Source organism: Arthrobacter sp. 10T416 (assembly GCF_056394165.1).
The window spans coordinates 127,464-146,002 of record NZ_JBFTHI010000009.1 but is presented as its reverse complement, the minus strand read 5'-3'; the positions used below and the strand labels follow the sequence as shown (position 1 = coordinate 146,002).

Below are 18,539 nucleotides of genomic sequence, written 5' to 3'. Positions count from 1 at the left end.
TGGGCCGACGCCCTGCGGCACCTGTCCGCCCTGCGCCACCGCTACGAATTCCTGATCCCAGGCCACGGCGAACCCTGCAGCGACCAGTTCGTCAAAACCATGGCCAACACCATGAGCACCGCCGTGCGGCAGGCCACCCAGGCCACCCGTGAGACGCCCAACGACGCTACCAAGGCCGTCCCGATCCTGCCGTACGGGCCGGAGCAGTCCCGCTGGTTCATCAAACGCCTGCAGGAGACCCGGGCGCACCACTAACTGGCACCGGCAGCAGAGGTTTGCGCGTAATGCGATAGAGCTGCGTGGACTCTGCTAGTTGGAGCCATCCCGTGCGTGGCCAAAACGCTCCCCGGAAGTAGGTGTTCTGTCGCCGCCGGGCAGGTGCGGGGTACTCATGCAAACGATTTCCATGTCCCCTACCGTCGTTTTATGAGCATCCGAATCAAAGATGCAGTTCGCGGATTTATTGAACGCCACATAGTCGCGGATGATCCGTTCCCTCAGCGGTCCTGGTTGGATCAACGAGACTTACCGGCGCAGGTTACGCCGCCGCCCGATGTGCCGCCGCCGACGTCAACCAAGTATTCTGGCGCCATTCAAAATTGTTATCCTGAACGCGAAGTTCACCGCCACTCCAACGATGGCGGTCATTGCCAATTGCCGCACCAAAATGAAGCCATGGGGTAGTTTTTATCCTGCTTCGGATGTGGTCATTAGCATTTCGAAATCTCGCGTTAGAATGCCGATGTGGCGATTGACAGGGCGAGGCATGAGCGTCGATGGAACCGTGTGGATTCCGTACCGACGCCATACCGTGCCGAGAATGTTCGTCGCCTCGTGGGAAACCTTGCACTTGGTTCATTGGCCGTCGCAGTAGTCGGCGTTCTCATTTGGGTATTTGTCATAACCTAGCCAGGACTTTCCTTAGCCGGTTTCAGGGCAACCGGACCAGTCCCGCTGGTTCATCAAGCGTCTGCAGGAGACCCGGGCGCACCACTAAAAGGGCCCGGAACGGCGCCTGAAAACCGGCCGAAGCTAAGGGTGCTGGCGACTACGCCTAGACTGGCCCTTTGAAAGAAGTCACAACAAGCGCCGCAGCGTGCTCCGCTGTGAGTCCTGGGGGAGAAACCAAAAGATGCCCGAATCGGTGGAAGACAACTCAGCTGCCACTGCTGAAAACTCAGGACAGCCTGAACTCCGCCGTCGCCGCGACCTGCGTCGCGCCGACGGGGACAACACTGCTGCCCGGACAGGAACCATGCCGGTCGTCAACCCCCGCAGCCCCCAGGCGGACACCCCTGAAGCTCCCACCCGCCCGGCACCGCTGCGCAGCAGCTCCTGGGCGCAGGCCGCCGAGGCCGCCGATGAGCGCTTCGGAAATCCCGCCACAGGCACCACCCCGGTGATCAGCCAGATCCCCGCCACGCCCGTCCAGCCCGCCGCGCCGCCGGCGTCGTTCGCCCCCGCTGCCCCGGCAACACCGGCAGCTCCGGAGGACCCGGAAACGACGGCGGCCGGGCCGGACACCGCTGGGTCCGCTGTGGCGGACCAGCCGGACAGCAGCACCCGGGCGGGCCGGGCGGCCGACGCCGCAGCCGTGCCGCCGCAGCCCACCCGCGCCACCCGCTCCGCGAGCCGAGCCGCGGCCCTGGCCAACGCGCCGGTTCCGGACTTCATCAGCTCCCCGGGCCTCTTTGTCCGCGAGCAGAAGCCCCGGCCCGTCGGCGGCATCCGCGGCGCCCTCTACAGCCTCACCGGCGGCAGCCTGAACCTGGGCCCGAGCGCCCGTCAGCGCGAAGAGGACGAACTGGCGCGCAGGATTTCCCGGCAGCTTCAGGGCAGCTACAACACCGCGGTGCTGAGCCTCAAGGGCGGCATCGGCAAGACCTCCACCACCGTGGGCGTCGGGCTGACCCTGGCCGAGTACCGCGGCGACCCGCCCTGCGCGATCGACGCGAACCCGGACTCGGGCGACCTCGTGGAACGCGCACTGGGTGAGGGCATCTACCAGCAGCAGGCGCCGCGGACCATCAGCGACCTGCTCCGCAACGTTGACTCCATTGATTCGCTGACGGCCCTGGCCCGCTACATGCACCACGCCGGCCGCCTCCACCTGATCGCCGGTGAGCAGGACCCGGAGGTCTCCGATTCGCTCACCGCCGAGGAGTACCTGCGGATCCGCAAACTCATCTCCGGCTACTACTCCGTGGCCCTCACCGACTGCGGCACCGGCGTCACCCACAACGCCATGAGCGGGATCCTGCAGTCGGCGGACAACCTCATCATCGCGGCCGGCTACGCCGTCAGCGGCGCCAAGCGCGCCCGGAGCACCCTGCATTGGCTGGCCGACCACGGCTACGAGGACCTGGCCCGGAACGCCGTCGTGGTCATCACGGACAAGGACGAGGTCTCCTCGCGGGTGGACAAGGATGCCATCGAGGACCACCTCTCCGGTATTTGCCGCCAGCTGATCGCCGTCCCGCACGACCGCGGAGTGGCCGACGGCGACCTCGTCACCCTCGATTCGCTCCGGCCCGAGACCCGGCGGGCGTACCGCGAGATTGCCGCCGCAATCGTCGACGGCTACGTCTAACCGCTAGATTTAGGCCATGAGCAAGTACGCAGGGAACGACGCCGGAAAAGACGCCGCCCTCCAGCTGCAGGACCTTATTGTCGGCACCGAGAACGTCGAGGATTTCCTGGACCGCCTCGCCGAGTTTTCAGCCGCCATCCTCAGCCACTCCGCCGGCGTCGACATCGAATGCGGTGTCACCCTGCAGCGCCGGAAAAAGACCATGACCGTGGCGGGCAGCAGCACGAAGGCCGTCATCCTCGACCGCATCGAGCAAAGCCTGGGCGAGGGCCCCTGCATCGAGGCACTGCGCACCCGCGGAATTGTCCTCCTGGCCGACGTTGCCACGGACCCGCGCTGGCCCGAATACCAGGAGCAGCTCGCCGCCCACGGCTGCCGCAGCACCCTCGGCGTGCCCCTGGAAATCGGTGAGGACTCCGCGGCCGCGCTGAACTTCTTCGCCTCCACCACCGGCGTTTTCACCTCCGACATTGTGGCCGAGGCCGCCGGTTTCGCCGACCTCGCCGGCCGGGCGCTGCGCCTGGCAGTCCGAATCGGCACGGCCCAGGCCCGCGCCGAGGACCTGCAGTCGGCCATGGAACACCGCACCTCCATCGACCTGGCCTGCGGCGTGGTGATGGCACAGAACCGGTGCTCGCAGGAGGAGGCCATGGCCATCCTGACCCGCGTCTCCAGCAACCGGAACCAGAAGCTGCGCGACGTTGCAGCCGACGTCCTCAAGAACGTCACGGGTGAGGAAATCCACACGCACTTCGAGCGCTGAACCCCCGGAGGGCCGCACCCGCGGTCCTAGGATGAAGGGGATGACCACAACACGCCCCGCCGGTTTCAGCCTCCGCAGCATCGCCGTCCCCGCCTTCGGCCCGGCACTGTTGTTCAGCATCGGCGAAGGCGCGATCCTTCCCGTGGTGGCACTCTCCGCCCGGGACCTCGGCGCCACGGTGGCCGTCGCGGCGCTGATCGTGACCCTGATCGGGCTCGGTTCCTGGTTCTTCAACCTCCCCGCGTCGCTCATCACCCTGAAATTCGGCGAACGCTGGGCGATCGTCGGGGCCGCGGCCGCCAGCGCCGCCGCCCTCGCCGCAGCCGCCCTGTCCCCGCTCCTGCCGGACGGGATCTGGCTGCTCGCCGCCGCCATGGTGGTGGTGGGCATGGCCGCCAGCGTCTTCAGCCTGGCCCGGCAGAAGTACCTCACCGAAGCCGTCCCCGTCATCCTGCGCGCCCGCGCCCTGTCCACCCTGGGCGGGGTCAACCGGATCGGCATCTTCATCGGGCCGTTCATCGGTGCCGCGGTGATGCAGTTCGGCGGCATCAGCGCAGCCTACTGGGCCGGCGTCGTGGCCATGGCGGCAGCCGCGGTCCTCTCCGTGACCATCCCGGACCTGGTGGCGGCGCCGACGCCCGCCGACGGTGAGCCGGCCCCGCAGCCCACGCTGCGCAGTGTGGCCGTGTCCCACGCCGGAGTGTTCCTCAGCGTGGGTGTGGGCGTGCTGCTGCTCAGCGCGCTGCGGGCGTCCCGGCAGGTGGTGATCCCGCTGTGGGCCGACCACCTGGGCATGGACGCCACCCAGGCGTCGCTGATCTACGGCATCTCCGGGGCCATCGACATGCTGGTCTTCTACCCGGCCGGGAAGCTGATGGACCGCAAGGGCCGGCAATGGGTGGCCGTGCCCTCCACCCTGATCATGGGCACCGCGATGCTGCTGATCCCGCTGAGCGCCGGGTTCGTGGGACTGCTCCTGGCTGCGCTGCTGATCGGCTTCGGGAACGGCATCAGCTCCGGGCTGAACATGACCCTCGGGGCCGACTTCTCGCCGGACAACGGGCGCGGCCAGTTCCTGGGCATCTGGCGGTTTATGGCCGACGCCGGCGCCACCGGCGGCCCGGTCCTGCTCTCCGGCGTCACCGCAGCTGCGTCGCTGGGCACGGGCGTGGGCGCCACCGGCCTGATCGGCTTCGCGGCCGCAGCAGTCTTCGCCATCACCATTCCCCGCCTCCGGCACCGCCGCAACTACTGACCCTCCGCCGAGGGGCCGCCGCCCGGATTACGCCGGGCCGGACGCGCGCCGGATCGCCGCGGCAAAGAGCGGCAGGCTGCGGGCGACCATGTCGTCATTGGCGGTCAGCGAGATGCGGAAATACCCGGGTGTCTCGAACAGGGTGCCCGGCAGGACAAAGACCCCGTCCTCGGCCAGCGCGTCGGCGAACGCGTCGTCGTCGGTCCCGTCCGGGGTGCGCACAAAAAGGTAGAACGTGCCCTCGGGCCGGTGCAGCCGGTAGCCCATCCCGGTGAGCGCATCGACCAGCACATCACGCCGGCGCTGAAGCCGGCCGATGTCGATGGAGAACTCCTCGAGCCGCGGCAGGGCGTACTGCATTACGGCGTTGGGGAAGACCCAGCCGCCGGCCATCTGCAGGGCCGCAACGGCCCCGCGCAGGCCGGCCCGGTCCGAAATGGCGGGGGAGACCGCGAGGTAGCCGATCCGCTGGCCCGGCGCGAGGTGGGTCTTGCCGTACGTGTAGGCAAGCAGCGTGTAGGGATAAAACTCGGCCGGACTGTGGAAACGTGCTCCATCGAAGACGATCCGGTTGTAGGCCTCGTCGGAGATCAGGTAGATGCGGTGCCCGATCCGCGCGGACTCCGCCTCCAGCAGGTCGGCCAGGTCCGCGAGGAGGGCCGGCGGGTAGATCCTGCCGGTGGGGTTGTTGGGCGAATTCACGATCACCGCGCGGGTCCGCTCTGTCACGGCCGAGCGGATGGCCGCAAGGTCAAGGTCGAGAGTCTCGGCGTCAATGCCGACTTTCACCGGGACCAGGCCGGCCTCGACGGCCAGCGGCTCGTAGAAGAACCACGGCGGGAGGCTGAAGATCACCTCGTCCCCGGGGTCGCCGACGGCCTTCAACGCCACGCTGATGGCCGCGAACCCGCCGGTGGTCAGGAAGATGTCGTCGGCCTCGAAGGCCACGCCCAGATGGCCCCGCAGGGAGTCGGCCGCGGCGGCCTGTGCCGCGGCTTCGTTGGTCTTGTACGCGAACCACTTCTCCGTGTGCGGGGTAAGCACCTCGCGCAGCGCCTGTACGTAGGCGTCCTGCGGCATCTCGTGCGGGTTCCCGAAGGTGAAGTCGCAGACCCCCGGGTCGTCCTGCCGCCGGGCGTACACCGAGCCCGCCAGGTAAGCGTTGATCCGCAGCTGGGACGGGACGGAGGCGAGCCGGGCGGCCCGGCGTGAGACGGGTGCTGCGGTGGTGTCGCCCATGGTGGGCTCCCTCCGGGCCGGGTGACGGAAGCCAGCGCGCTGCTGAGCCAGTGGAGGCTGTGGAGGTGCTTATTGTGGCCCCGGCGCCCGGGGTTGTAAAGGGACCTGCGGGGTCCCCTCAGGCAGGCCGGCCTCAGGCGGCCGGTGCGTCCCGGCGTCGGGCGGCATGCCCAAACAGCCAGACCCCGGCGATGGTGGCCAGGTAGCCGGTGATGACGATCAGCGAGGTCCCGGCCCAGAAGTAGTTGGTGGTGCTGCCTTCCTGGCCGGGGCCGGGCGCAATCTTCAACAGCGAGTACGTGGCCACGGCAGCCGAACCCAGGCCCGCCAGGACCGGAGCGGCCACCCAGATCCGGGCCGAGGCCCAGTGGGCGTTGTAGCCGTCCCACACATTCCACCGCGGACCGGACCGCATGATCAGCCAGCCCGCCGGGAGGGTGAAGGCCGCCACCACCAGGAACGCCGCCACCACGTCCGCGGGCCGGTGCCACTGGTTGATCAGGGTGGAGACCCCGGTGGCGACGGCGAAGCTGCCGCCCAGGAAGCCGGCCAGCGGCCGCCAGCGCGGGGACACCATCAGGAAGACGGCCGCCGCGGCCGAGGCCGCCAGGGTGGTGTGCCCTGACGGAAGCGAATTGAATTCCAGGGTCTCGATCCCGCGGAACGGGCGCACCGGCAGCAGATCCTTCAGGACCTGGGTGGCGATGTTCGCCCCGACGGCGGCGGCGACGGCAATTCCGGCGGCGGCCCAGCGGCGGCGCGCCACGGTCACGAAGACCACCATCACGGAGGCGATCAGGACCGAGAGGGCCGGCAGCCAGTCGAGGAGCTTATTGCTCGCCTTGCCGGCGGCGCCGTGGATTTCGACTGCCTCGACCAGGGCCGATTCGTCGATGAACTGTCCTGTGGTGGTCCGGACATAGAAGTAATACGTGGCGGCGAGGGCTGCCGCGGAAACCAGGGTGGCCAGCAGGAAGAGGACCCCGGTTGACCGGCCCGGCACACCCGCCGGGGACCGGACCGGCCGGGTGCCGTCCGCTGCCGGGGGAGTTTCGCTGCGCTTCTGCCGAGAAATCATCGTTCATAAGGGTCCCATATAACGCTGCGAGTGGCCTGAAGGGCGGCTGGCCGCTCACCGGATGAAGCGTCCGCGCACGGGAGGTAGCCGTTGCCCGGTGGCCGGTCCGTGGTCGGGGCCGCGGGTAGAGTACAGCCATGCCCACCCCTGCCGACCGCCCGTCTCCGTCCGGCCCGAACCCCGGCGGCGTTGAAGAACTCCTGGATTCCGCCCGCGTGGTGAGCCTGCCCATGCGCGTGAAGTTCCGCGGCATCATGCAACGCGAGGCCCTGCTGCTGCGCGGCCCCCACGGCTGGGGCGAGTTCTGCCCCTTCCCCGAATACGGGGACGCCGAGGCCGCCCGCTGGCTGTCCGCCGCCGTCGAAGCGGGCTGGCTCGGGTTCCCTGCGCCCCTGCGGTCCAGTATCCCGGTGAACGCCACGGTCCCGGCCGTTGCCGCCGGCCGGGTGCCGGAGGTCCTGGCCAGCTTCGGCCGGGTGGACGCCGTCAAGGTCAAAGTGGCCGAGCCCGGCCAGACGCTCGACGACGACGCCGCCCGGGTGGCCGCCGTCCGCGCCGAACTGCCGGACGCCGCCATCCGGGTGGACGCGAACGGCGGCTGGGACGTGCCCGGGGCAATGGAGGCACTGACCCGGCTGGCCGCCGTCGGACTCGAATACGCCGAACAGCCGGTCCCGGACATCGACGGGCTCGCGGAGGTGCGGCGCAGGCTGCGGGCAGCCGGGGTGCCGGTGCTGATCGCCGCGGACGAGAGCGTGCGCAAGGAAGAGGACCCGCTCAAGGTGGCCCGCGCGGGCGCGGCGGACCTGATTGTGGTGAAGGTGGCCCCGCTGGGCGGGGTACGGCGCGCCCTGGACATTGTGGCGCAGGCCGGGCTGCCCGCCGTCGTCAGTTCCGCGCTGGACACTTCCGTGGGGATCCGCGCCGGGCTGGCGCTCGCCGCCGCCCTGCCCGAGCTGCCCTACGCCTGCGGCCTCGGGACCGTGTCGCTGCTCGCGGCGGACGTCACCCGTGACCCCCTGGTTCCCGACGACGGCGCGATCCGGCTCCGGGACGTCGCCGTCGACGACGGTCTGCTGGCCGAGTACGCCGCCCCCGGCGAACGTCGCGACTGGTGGCTGGACCGGCTCCGGCGGGTGCACGCCGTCCTCGCCGCATCGACTGCTCCGTAGCCGCCCTACTGGACCCAGAAAACGGCACTTACGGAGCAATCGACGGGGGTGCGCGGGAACACAGAGGGTTCATCGGCTCTTCACCTTGGGGACCGCTGCACGTTGTCCGCCGCTGGCAGGGTGGCCGGGACGCATCCCTCTGCCTGAAAGGGCCATCACTATGTCTGTATCCGCCGGACGCAAATTTTCCCTCCTGCCCATGCTCGGCCACACCAAGGGCAAACGCAGCCCCGTGACCTGCGCGCTCAAATGCGACAACGCCTGCTCCGGCGAGGTCTGCAACACCAGCTCCAACGGCTACTTCCGCGACATCGCCTCCGCAACGATGTCCCGCCGCGCCGCCCTCGGCATCGGCGCCGCCGGGGCGCTCGCCGTCGTCTTCGGCAACGCCGTCACCGCCGCCGAACCGGCCTCCGCCGCAGGCCCGGGCCTGGCTGACGCTGCCAAGAAAGGCTTCGGGAAGTCCAAGCTGAAGTTCACCGCCATCGCCCCGGTGGACGCCGCGGTGGATGCCTTCACCGTCCCGGCCGGGTTCACCTGGCAGCCGATCATCCGCTGGGGCGACCCGCTCTTCAACGACTCGCCGGCCTTCGACGTGGACCGCCAGAGCGCCGCCGCCCAGGCGCGCCAGTTCGGCTACAACAACGACTACACCGACATCCTGCCGCTGGACGCCAAGAACCGCCGGGCCGTGCTCTTCACCAACCACGAGTACACCAACGAGAACATCATGGTCCCGGCCGGTTACGACGCCGCGGAAACCCGGGCCATCGGCCGCGCCGCCCACGGCCTGACGGTGGTGGAACTCGAGCGGCAGAACAAGAACCAGCCCTGGCGCTACGTCAAGGGCGCGCCGCTGAACCGCCGCTTCCTGACCGACACCAGCTACGAACTCACCGGACCCGCCGCCGGGTCCGCACTCGTCACCACCGTGGCCGACCCGGCCGGCCGGACCATCAAGGGCACGCTGGGCAACTGCTCCGGCGGCACCACCCCGTGGGGCACCATCCTCTCCGGCGAGGAGAACTTCAACGGCTACTTCGTCTCCGCAGGCACCTCCGCGGGAGACAAGCGCTACGGCCTGACCAGCAAGCCGACTGCCCGCCAGTGGGAACTCGACGACCCCCGCTTCGACACCCGCAACCCCGGCTACGCCAACGAAAGCAACCGGTTCGGCTGGATCGTGGAAGTGGACCCGCAGGACCCGGCGTCGACCCCCAAGAAGCACTCCGCGATGGGCCGCTTCAAGCACGAGGGCGCCAACGTCATTGTCGCCGCCTCCGGCCATGTGGTGGCCTACATGGGCGATGACGAGCGCTTCGACTACCTCTACAAGTTCGTCTCCAGGGGCAAGTACCGTCCGGGCACCGCGCCGGCGGACCGCAGGCACAACATGACGCTGCTCTCCGAGGGCGATCTCTTCGTTGCCAAGTTCAGTGGCGACTCCCCGGCGTCGGAAATCGACGGATCGGGCAAACTGCCTTCCGACGGCGCGTTCGACGGCTCCGGTGAGTGGCTGCCGCTGGTCGTGGCCGGCAAGTCCATGGTCGCCGGGATGTCGGTGGAGGAAGTCCTGGTCTACACCCGCCTCGCCGCGGACCAGGTTGGCCCCACCAAGATGGACCGCTGCGAGGACGTCCAGCCGAGCCTGCACACCGGCAAGGTCTACGTGGTCTGCACCAACAACTCGGACCGCGGCAAGGCCGGCAAGGAGGGCGCCACCGAGGTCAACCCGCGCACCCTGAACCGGGACGGCCACATCGTGGAGATCACCGAGACCGGGGACCAGACCTCCACCAGGTTCAACTGGACCCTGCTGATGGTCTGCGGGGATCCGGCCAAGAACAGCTCCACGTACTTCTCCGGCTTCCCCGCCAGCCAGGTCTCACCCATTTCCTGCCCGGACAACGTGGCCTTCGACTCGGTGGGTGACCTCTGGATCTCCACCGACGGCGCACCCTCGAGCACCGGCCACGCGGACGGGCTCTTCAAGGTCACCCTCGACGGGCCGGAGCGCGGCCGGGTGGAGCAGTTCCTCGCCGTGCCCCGGGACGCCGAAACCTGCGGCCCGGTCATCCACGACGAGGAACGCCACGTCTTCGTCTCCGTCCAGCACCCCGGCGAGGAGGGCACCTTCGAGGCCCAGCACTCCGCCTTCCCGGACTACGTGGCCGCCGGTGCAACGCCGAAGCCGGGCCAGGCCCGGGTTCCGCGCCCCTCCGTGGTGCAGGTGTTCCGCACGGACGACTGATTCCGCAGGCCGCGGGACCCGGTCGACTGAGTAGCACGGCGCCGCGGGACCACTTCGGGTGAGGTGGCCCCGCGGCGCTGCCGGTGCGGGCCTCGGGGCGCGGCGGAACTGATAATTTGAACAGTGTGAATAATCCGGCCGAAATGGTTGTCCCCAGAGTCCAGGCAGCTATTGCCCACGCGTTCGGCGAAGAGTTCCGCCAGACGGACCCGGTGATCCGGCCCTCGCAGTTCGCGGACATCCAGATCAACGCCGCCATGGCACTGGCCAAGCGGGTGGGACTGCCCCCGCGCGACGCCGCCGCCCGGATCGTGGAGGCGCTGGACCTCGACGGCGTCTGCAGCCTGGTGGAGATCTCCGGGCCGGGCTTCATCAACCTCACGTTCGACGGCACCTGGATCGAGGAGCTGCTCAACGCCCCGGCGCCGCACGCCGACCAACCGGTGCACCGCGTCGTCGTCGACTACTCCTCACCCAACGTGGCCAAGGAAATGCATGTCGGCCACCTGCGCACCACCGTAGTGGGCGACAGCCTGGTGCGTGTGCTCGAGGCGCTGGGCCACACCGTGATCCGGCAGAACCACATCGGGGACTGGGGCACCCCGTTCGGCATGCTGATTGAACACTGGCTCGAGGTGGGGGAGGACTCGCCGGAGGCCGCCCTGCTGGTGGAGGACCCCAGCGCGTTCTACCAGGCCGCACGGGCGAAGTTCGACGCCTCCGCCGCGGACCAGGACGGGTTCGCGACCCGTGCCCGCCTCCGGGTGGTGGCCCTGCAGGGCGGGGACCCGGAAACATTCGCGGTCTGGCAGCGGCTGGTGGCCCAGTCCAAGCGCTACTTCAACGCGATCTACTCGATGCTCGGCATCAGCCTCACCGACGACCACATCGCCGGCGAGAGCTCCTACGACGCCCATCTGGCACAGCTGTGCCAGGAACTCGAGGAACGCGGCATCGCCCGGATCAGTGAGGGCGCGCTGTGCACCTTCCCCGCCGGCTTCACCGGACGCGACGGCGACCCGCTGCCGCTGATCATCCGCAAGTCCGACGGCGGTTATGGTTACGGCACCACCGACCTCGCCACCATCCGCTACCGGGTCCGCGACCTCGAAGCGGACCGCGTGCTCTACGTGGTGGGCGCGCCGCAGAACGTGCATCTGCGGATGGTTATGGCCAGCGCCCGCGACGCCGGCTGGCTGCCGGACACGGTGGAGGCCACCCACGTCCAGATCGGCAACGTGCTCGGCGACGACGGCAAGATCCTCAAGTCCCGCGCCGGCAACCCCGTCAAGCTGATGGCGCTGCTGCAGGAGGCCGTGGACCGTGCCCGGGCAGTCATCGACGCCAGCCGGCCCGAACTCAGCGACGACGAACGCGCCGTCACCGCCCGGCAGGTGGGCATCGGTGCCGTCAAATACGCGGACCTCTCCACCGGGCACGACACCGAGTACGTCTTCGACTTCGACCGGATGCTGGCCCTGACCGGGAACACCGGACCCTACGTCCAGTACGCGGCCGCCCGGATCCGGTCCATCCTGCGGAAGGCAGGGGAGCTGGACAGGCACCTCGACGGGGACGGCGGCGCGCGCCCCGGCGACGCGGTTGGCGGCAGCGCCGCGGTTGGCGCCGCCGGTGACGCCGCGGTTGGTGCCGCGCGTCCCGCCGCTCCGGTGGCGAGGATCGCCGTCGTCGACCCCGCAGAACGCGCCCTGGCGCTGCACCTGCTCGACTACGACGCCACACTGCGGAAGGTGGGCGAACTGCTCGAACCGCACCGCCTGTGCGCGTACCTGTTCGAACTCGCCCAGCTGTTCACCTCCTTCTACGACCAGTGCCCGGTGCTCAAGGCCGACGAAACGGTCCGGGAATCCCGGCTGTCCCTGTGCGGTCTGGTGCTGCGCCGGCTCTCCAGCGGCCTGGAACTGCTGGGCATCGAGACGCCGGAGAACATGTGAGCCCGGCCGCGGAGCCGGCCGTGCCCGCAGCGGGAGGCGGTCTGGGTGCCGTTGAGGCCGCACGGGTTGCTGTCGCGGCGCTGATCCGGGCCGGGGTCCGGTACGTCGTGGTGGCACCGGGCTCCCGCTCCGCCCCCATGGCTTATGCCCTGGCCGAGGCTGACGCCGCCGGCCGGGTGGAGCTGCTGGTCCGGATCGACGAACGCGACGCCGGCTTCACGGCTCTGGGCCTGGCCTTGGCCACCGGCGCGCCCGCCGCCGTGCTGACCACCTCCGGCACCGCCGTCGGCAACCTGCTCCCGGCCGTCATGGAGGCCAACCACGCCGCCGTGCCGCTGGTGGTCCTCTCGGCCGACCGGCCCGAGGAACTGCGCGGAACCGGTGCCAACCAGACCACCGTGCAGCCGGACCTTTTTGGCGACCATGTGCGTTTCGCCGCGGACGTCCCGGCGGGGGAGAGCCCGCTCCGGGCCGTTGAGACCGCCCTCAGCGCGGCCACCGGTGCGTTCGAGGACATCCCACCCGGACCGGTCCAGCTCAACCTCGCTTTCCGCGACCCGCTTATCCCGGCCGCCGGCGACGGCCTCGGCGAATCCGCCGGGCGCCGCGTCTACCAGGCCGCCCGGCAGCCGCTGGCCCTGGACTTCCCGGCCGCCTCCCCAACTCTGCCCGAACGCCGCACCGTGGTCCTGGCCGGGCACGACGCCGGCCCGGTCGCCGAGGCGTTCGCCCGCGCCCACGGCCTGCCGCTGCTGGCTGAACCGTCCTCTAACGCCCGGTTCGGTCCGAACGCGGTGGGACCGTACCGGCTGCTGCTGGAGCATTTCGGCCCGGAGTCCGGCCAGCCGATCGAACGCGTCGTCCTGTTCGGCCGACCCACCCTGTCCCGGCCCGTGTCCGCCCTGCTGGCCCGCGCCGACGTTCCGTCCGCCCTCTACCAGCCCGTTCCGGTGGCCTGGTACGAGCCCGGCCGGCGCACTGAACTGCCCCTTGAGACCCTGGCGGACCTGGCCGACTTTGCCGGTCGTGGCCCGGCGGCGTGGCTCGACGCGTGGCTGCTGGCCGGTGCCGCCGCCCAGCACGCCTTGGATTCGGTGCTTTCCGGGCCGGGCGGCGGGGGTCCGGCCGCCTCGGGTCCGGCCGTCGGGGCCCTGGTTTGGGATCACACCCGCGGGCAACTCGTCCTTGGCTCGTCCAACGGGATCCGCGACGTCGACCTCGCCGGAACCCCGTCGCAGGAGCCCCAGGCCACCGTCTTCGCCAACCGCGGGCTGGCCGGGATCGACGGCACCCTCGCCACCGCCACCGGCATCGCCCTCGGAGGGCGGCAGGAAACCACGGTGCTGCTGGGCGACGTGACCTTCCTGCACGACGCCGGGGGCCTGCTGCTGGGTGCGGGGGAGACCGTGCCTGCGCTGCGGATCGTGGTCCTGAACGACGCCGGCGGGGCCATCTTCGGGCTGCTGGAGCACGGCGCCGTCGAACGGTCCGGCCGCTACGGCACCGCCGTCGAACGACTCTTCGGCACCCCGCACACCGTGGACCTTGCCGCTCTCGCTGCGGCGTACGGCGTCGCGCACCGCGTGGTCAGCACGACGTCGGACCTTGCGGCGGCCCTGGCCGGACCCGTGGAAGGCCGCAGCATCATCGAGGTCCGCACCGACCGCCACGGCCTCCGCGACCTGCACGGGCGCATCCGTACCGCCGTCTCCGCTGCGGTCGAAGGGGTCCTGGGCCGCTAGGTCCCGGGCCACCGCCCGCCGGATCGGCGACCCTCGACGCCACCTTGTCCGGCGGTCCGCAGAATGTCCCGCGACACGGAAATGCCCTGCCGCGCCCGGAATTCCGGGAGCGACAGGGCATTTGCGCGTCGACGGGCGCAGGGCGCGTCGGCCTACAGTACGCGGCTCAGGAACTCCTTGGTGCGGGCGTGCTGCGGGTTGGACAACACCTCGCGGGGGTCGCCGGATTCGACGACGACGCCGCCGTCCATAAACGTCAGCCGGTCGCCAACCTCGCGGGCAAAACCAATCTCGTGGGTCACCACGATCATGGTCATACCCGACTTGGCCAGATCCTTCATCACGTTCAGGACGTCGCCCACGAGCTCGGGATCCAGCGCGGACGTCGGCTCGTCAAAGAGCATCAGTTCCGGTTCCATGGCGAGAGCACGGGCGATCGCCACACGCTGCTGCTGCCCGCCGGACAGCTGGGACGGGTAGTGGCCCGCGCGCTCCGCGAGACCCACCCGCTCCAGCAGTTCCAGGGCGCGCTTGCGGGCAGCGGCCTTCGACTGGCCCTTGACCTGCACCGGCGCTTCCATGACGTTCTGCAGCGCCGTCTTGTGCGGGAACAGGTTGAAGCGCTGGAAGACCATGCCGATCTCGCGGCGCTGGGCTGCGATCTCCTTGGTCTTCAGGTCATGCAGGCGGCCGTTGACCTCGCGGTAGCCGATCAGCTGGCCGCCCACGGAGATGCGGCCGGCGCTGATGGTTTCCAGCAGGTTCACGCAGCGCAGCATGGTGGACTTGCCGGACCCCGACGGTCCGATCACCACCGAGACTTCGCCCTGGTTGACCGTCAGGTCGATGCCCCGGAGCACATGGTGCTGCCCGTAGTACTTGTGCAGGCCCTCAATCGCGACCAGCGGCTTTTCTGTGGTGACGGTCATCGTGCACTCTCCTCAGGGAAGTCCGTCTTCAGTGAGCGCTGCGCATCAGCACCGGCAGCCGAGGCTTTCGCGGCTGCGGGGTTGATGGCGGCCGGAGCCAGGTTGTCCACGCCCTTGCCGTAGTAGGCCTCGAGGTAGTGCTGGCCCACCATCAGGATGCTGGTGACCAGCAGATACCAGAAGGCAGCCACGATCAGGAGCGGAATGGGCAGGTAGATGCGGTTGGCCAGCGCGTTGGTGGCGAAGGTCAGGTCCAGGGTGAACGGCACGGCCAGGACCAGGGACGTGGTCTTGAGCATGCCGATGGTCTCGTTGCCCGTCGGAGGGACAATGATCCGCATTGCCTGCGGCAGGATGATCCGCCACATGATCTTGCCCTTGGACATACCGAGCGCCTCGGCCGCCTCCGTCTGGCCCTTGTCAACGGACTTCAGGCCGGCACGGAAGATCTCGGCCAGGTAGGCGGACTCGTTGAGTCCCAGGCCAAGAATCGCCGGGATCAGGCCCTTGCTGGGATCCGAAAGCGCGTAGCTGAACAGCTCCGGCCCGAACGGGATGCCCACGGTGATGGCCGGGTAGAGCACCGTCACCAGGCCCCAGAACAGCAACTGGGTGTACACGGGGGTGCCGCGGAAGAACCAGACCCACAGCCAGCTGGTGTAGCGCAGGACGGGGTTGTCCGACTGCCGCATCACGGCCAGCAGGATGGCCAGGACAATGGCCAGGACCATCGAGGTGACCGTCAGGAACAGCGTCCACGCAACACCCTGGACTACTTTGACGTCCAGGATGTAGGTTGCGACGACGTCCCAGCGGAAGTTGGGGTTCGTGAAGGCGCTTTGCACCATCAGCAGCAGGGCGCCGCCGATGATCACGGCGCTGATCCAGCGGCCCGGGTGCCGCACGGGCACGGGCTTGTTCAGGACCGGTGCTGCGTGGTTGTGCTGAGTTTCCATCCCTACCCCTGTTGAGTTGTCTGTGGCGGGAAGACTCAAGACGCGGCCGCCGGGTTGACCTCGGACTTGGTGATGGCGCCCTCAGCGTTGCCCCAGGCCTCGAGGATCTTCTTGTAGGAGCCGTCGGCGATCAGCTTGGTCATGGTCTTCTGCATGAGGTCGGCCAGGGCGGTATCCGACTTGGCGACGGCGATGCCCTGCGGGGCGGCGTCGTAGACGTCGCCGAGCTTCTCCAGCTGGCCGTTGGTCTGGCTCAGCGCGTAGCCGATGATGGGCGAGTCCGCCGCCATGGCGTCGATGCTGCCGTTGACCAGGCGCGTGGTGACGTCAGTCTGGTTCTTCAGCGTGATGATGTCGATGGGCTTCTTACCCGCAGCCGTGCACTTCTTGTTGCGGCCGGCCAGGTCCGGATCCTCCTGGACGGTGCCGGTCTGGACGCCGATCGCCTTGCCGCACACGTCATCGAGGGAGAAGCCCTTCGGGTTGCCCTTCTTGACAGCCCAGGCGGTGCCGGCGTTGAAGTAGCTGACCATGTTTACCGCTCCGAGGCGCTCCTTGTTGATGGTGAAGGAGGAAATGCCGAGGTCGTACTTCGGGCCGAGGGCGGGCAGGATCCCGGTGAACTCCGCGGTCTGCACCTGGACCTTGAGGCCCAGGGTGGCGCCAATTGCCTTGGCGATATCGACGTCGTAACCCACCGGGGTCTGGCCGTCGGTGCCGAGGAACTCGGCCGGGGCGTAGCTCGTGTCCGCGCCGACGGTCAGGGTGCCCTTGGACTTGATGGCCGCGGGGACCATGGCCGCCAGCGAGTCGTCTTTCTGGACCGTCGTGGGGTCGAAGCTTGCCGACGCGGCGCCGGAAGGAGCGGGTGCGCCGCCGGTGCCGGTTTCGGAGGCGTTGGTGCAGCCGGAAAGGGCCAGGGCGCCGATGGCAAGGACCGCGGTGGCCGCGAACTTGGGGCTGCTCAGGAGCGAACGGGAGATCTGCATTTTTCTTACCTTTTGTTGCAGGGGCTGCGAAAACTAAGTCGGGTTATAGTGTATCGCCGAACAAGAGATGTACGTCACAGAAAACTTAGTTTCACTATTGGATAACTAACCAGAGGCGAAATGCAAGGCTGCGGCGAAGAAGCCTGTCTGTGACTCCGGATTCCTCCGTTTGTGTGCAGGGCGTGCTTCGGCGACGGGGCGCGGGGGACCGGGCGCCCCCGGCGGGGTTAGTTGCTGATCCCGAGGGCTTCCAGCATCGGCCGGAACTTCGCCCACGTCTCGGCAAGTTCGGCTTCGGGCACCGAACCCTCCACTACGCCGCAGCCGGCATAGAGCCGCACCGTGTCCGGACCCTCGATGACCGCGCCGCGCAGGGCGATGCCCCACTCGCCGTTGCCCGCCGCGTCGAGCCAGCCGACCGGCCCGGCGTACGGCCCGCGGTCCAGGTGCTCAAGCTCGCGGATGAGGGCACCCGCCACGCCCGTGGGCGTCCCGCAGACCGCGGCTGTGGGGTGCAGGGCGTTGATCAGCGCCAGGCAGGTGGGCACGTGGCCCTCCACCTCGGCGAGTTCGGCCTTGACGTCGGACGCCAGGTGCCACACGTTCGGCAGTTCCAGGATGAACGGCTCGCTGTGGGCGTTCATCGCCTCGGAGAAGGGGGCGAGCTGGGTGGTCAGCGACTGGATGGCGATGTCGTGTTCGTGCCGCTGCTTCTCGGATCCGGCCAGGACGCGCTCGGCGAACTCCAGCGGGGAACCGGCCATCCCGTCGGCGTCGCGCCGGTCCAGGGTGCCGGCCAGGACGCGGGCCTGCGCGGTACGGCCTTCGACCTGGATGAGCATTTCGGGGGTGGATCCCACCAGCCCGTCGACGCCGTAGGTCCAGCATTCGCGGTACCTGACCGACAGCTCCCGCAGGATGCTGGCGGCGTTCGCACCGTCGGGCACCGTGGCCACGATGTCGCGGGCCAGCACCAGCTTCTCCAGCGCCCCGGTGCGGATTTCGGCGACGCCGGCGGCGACGGCGGCCATCCAGTCCGCTTCGCTGAGCGAGCCGGTGGTCAGTTTCGCCTCGCGTGCCGCCTGCGGATCGGCCGACGTCGACGACGACGCCGGGTCTCCCGCCGCCGGATCCGTCGACCCCGGTTCCCCGCCGCCGTCCAGCCAGCGGGCCAGGGCGGCGCGGGCGCCCGCCTCGGTGAGCTCGCCGTCGTCGAACGTCAGCTGGGTCAGCCAGGCCGTCCCGTCGCGCAGGCCCACCACGATTTCGGGGACGATCAGCCGGGAAGCGTGCGCGGACACCTTGGAGAAGGCGAAAGAGCCGAAAGCGACGGGGCCGGTGCCGGGACCGCCGACGGTGTCCATGACGTCGGCCTCAAGGACCAGGTGCCGCCACCAGATGTCCGCTTCCAGGAACCGGTCCGGTCCGGTGGCCGTGAACCGGGCGACCTCGCCGAAGCCGACCAGCCCGGCTTCGCGGCGGGTCCAGCACAGCACGTCATCACGGACCAGAAACGACGGCAGCCCCCCGGGGAATGAATCTGCTTCGAGGGGGACTGTCAGGGTCCTGATAATTCTGTTACGGAACGCGCTCGTCATGATGAGACAACACTACTCCCGC

14 protein-coding genes and 1 pseudogene are annotated in these 18,539 nt (G+C 69.2%); 9 read left to right on the top strand and 6 right to left on the bottom strand.

The window, feature by feature from the left end:
• The 5 genes and pseudogenes from AC1DBE_RS11335 to AC1DBE_RS11315 form a co-directional block, all read left to right on the top strand.
• A pseudogene (locus tag AC1DBE_RS11335) lies at positions 1 to 255 on the top strand (MBL fold metallo-hydrolase); the annotation flags it as partial.
• Between the two features lie 171 nt (positions 256 to 426).
• Entirely contained in the window at positions 427 to 684 is a 258-nt protein-coding gene (locus AC1DBE_RS11330; RefSeq protein WP_476970583.1) for a hypothetical protein, read from the top strand.
• 448 nt (positions 685 to 1,132) lie between these two features.
• The gene (locus AC1DBE_RS11325) at positions 1,133 to 2,590 is read left to right on the top strand and encodes a MinD/ParA family ATP-binding protein (protein WP_476970582.1); all 1,458 of its coding nucleotides are present in this window, start codon (positions 1,133 to 1,135) and stop codon (positions 2,588 to 2,590) included.
• A 16-nt stretch (positions 2,591 to 2,606) separates the two neighbouring features.
• A complete protein-coding gene (locus tag AC1DBE_RS11320) occupies positions 2,607 to 3,353 on the top strand; it encodes a GAF and ANTAR domain-containing protein (protein WP_476970581.1) in 747 nt (248 codons plus the stop codon).
• Positions 3,354 to 3,393: 40 nt separating this feature from the next.
• Positions 3,394 to 4,608: an MFS transporter gene (locus AC1DBE_RS11315; protein ID WP_476970580.1), complete on the top strand. Its 1,215-nt coding sequence runs from the start codon at positions 3,394 to 3,396 to the stop codon at positions 4,606 to 4,608.
• A gap of 27 nt (positions 4,609 to 4,635) precedes the next feature.
• On the opposite strand, the gene AC1DBE_RS11310 is transcribed toward AC1DBE_RS11315, so the two are convergent.
• Complete coding sequence (locus AC1DBE_RS11310; protein ID WP_476970579.1) at positions 4,636 to 5,847, bottom strand: aminotransferase class I/II-fold pyridoxal phosphate-dependent enzyme; 1,212 nt, start codon at positions 5,845 to 5,847, stop codon at positions 4,636 to 4,638.
• Between the two features lie 133 nt (positions 5,848 to 5,980).
• The gene (locus AC1DBE_RS11305; RefSeq protein ID WP_476970578.1) at positions 5,981 to 6,925 is read right to left on the bottom strand and encodes a phosphatase PAP2 family protein; all 945 of its coding nucleotides are present in this window, start codon (positions 6,923 to 6,925) and stop codon (positions 5,981 to 5,983) included.
• A 137-nt stretch (positions 6,926 to 7,062) separates the two neighbouring features.
• On the opposite strand from AC1DBE_RS11305, the gene AC1DBE_RS11300 reads away from it, so the two are divergent.
• The 4 genes from AC1DBE_RS11300 (at position 7,063) to menD (ending at position 14,045) form a co-directional block, all read left to right on the top strand.
• A complete protein-coding gene (locus AC1DBE_RS11300; RefSeq protein WP_476970577.1) occupies positions 7,063 to 8,097 on the top strand; it encodes an o-succinylbenzoate synthase in 1,035 nt (344 codons plus the stop codon).
• Positions 8,098 to 8,257: 160 nt separating this feature from the next.
• A complete protein-coding gene (locus tag AC1DBE_RS11295) occupies positions 8,258 to 10,348 on the top strand; it encodes a PhoX family protein (protein WP_476970576.1) in 2,091 nt (696 codons plus the stop codon).
• Between the two features lie 143 nt (positions 10,349 to 10,491).
• Positions 10,492 to 12,303, top strand: coding sequence for an arginine--tRNA ligase (gene argS / locus AC1DBE_RS11290; protein WP_476970575.1), 1,812 nt, complete (start codon positions 10,492 to 10,494; stop codon positions 12,301 to 12,303).
• A gap of 20 nt (positions 12,304 to 12,323) precedes the next feature.
• The gene (gene menD / locus AC1DBE_RS11285) at positions 12,324 to 14,045 is read left to right on the top strand and encodes a 2-succinyl-5-enolpyruvyl-6-hydroxy-3-cyclohexene-1-carboxylic-acid synthase (protein WP_476970574.1); all 1,722 of its coding nucleotides are present in this window, start codon (positions 12,324 to 12,326) and stop codon (positions 14,043 to 14,045) included.
• Positions 14,046 to 14,197: 152 nt separating this feature from the next.
• On the opposite strand, the gene AC1DBE_RS11280 is transcribed toward menD, so the two are convergent.
• The 4 genes from AC1DBE_RS11280 to AC1DBE_RS11265 form a co-directional block, all read right to left on the bottom strand.
• The gene (locus tag AC1DBE_RS11280) at positions 14,198 to 14,974 is read right to left on the bottom strand and encodes an amino acid ABC transporter ATP-binding protein (RefSeq protein WP_476970573.1); all 777 of its coding nucleotides are present in this window, start codon (positions 14,972 to 14,974) and stop codon (positions 14,198 to 14,200) included.
• On the bottom strand, positions 14,971 to 15,930 hold the full coding sequence (locus tag AC1DBE_RS11275; RefSeq protein WP_476903143.1) for an amino acid ABC transporter permease: 960 nt from the start codon (positions 15,928 to 15,930) through the stop codon (positions 14,971 to 14,973). Before AC1DBE_RS11275 ends, AC1DBE_RS11280 begins: the two co-directional genes overlap by 4 nt.
• A gap of 35 nt (positions 15,931 to 15,965) precedes the next feature.
• A complete protein-coding gene (locus AC1DBE_RS11270) occupies positions 15,966 to 16,919 on the bottom strand; it encodes an ABC transporter substrate-binding protein (protein WP_476878519.1) in 954 nt (317 codons plus the stop codon).
• Between the two features lie 227 nt (positions 16,920 to 17,146).
• A complete protein-coding gene (locus tag AC1DBE_RS11265) occupies positions 17,147 to 18,517 on the bottom strand; it encodes an isochorismate synthase (protein ID WP_476970572.1) in 1,371 nt (456 codons plus the stop codon).
• Between the last annotated feature and the right edge of the window lie 22 nt (positions 18,518 to 18,539).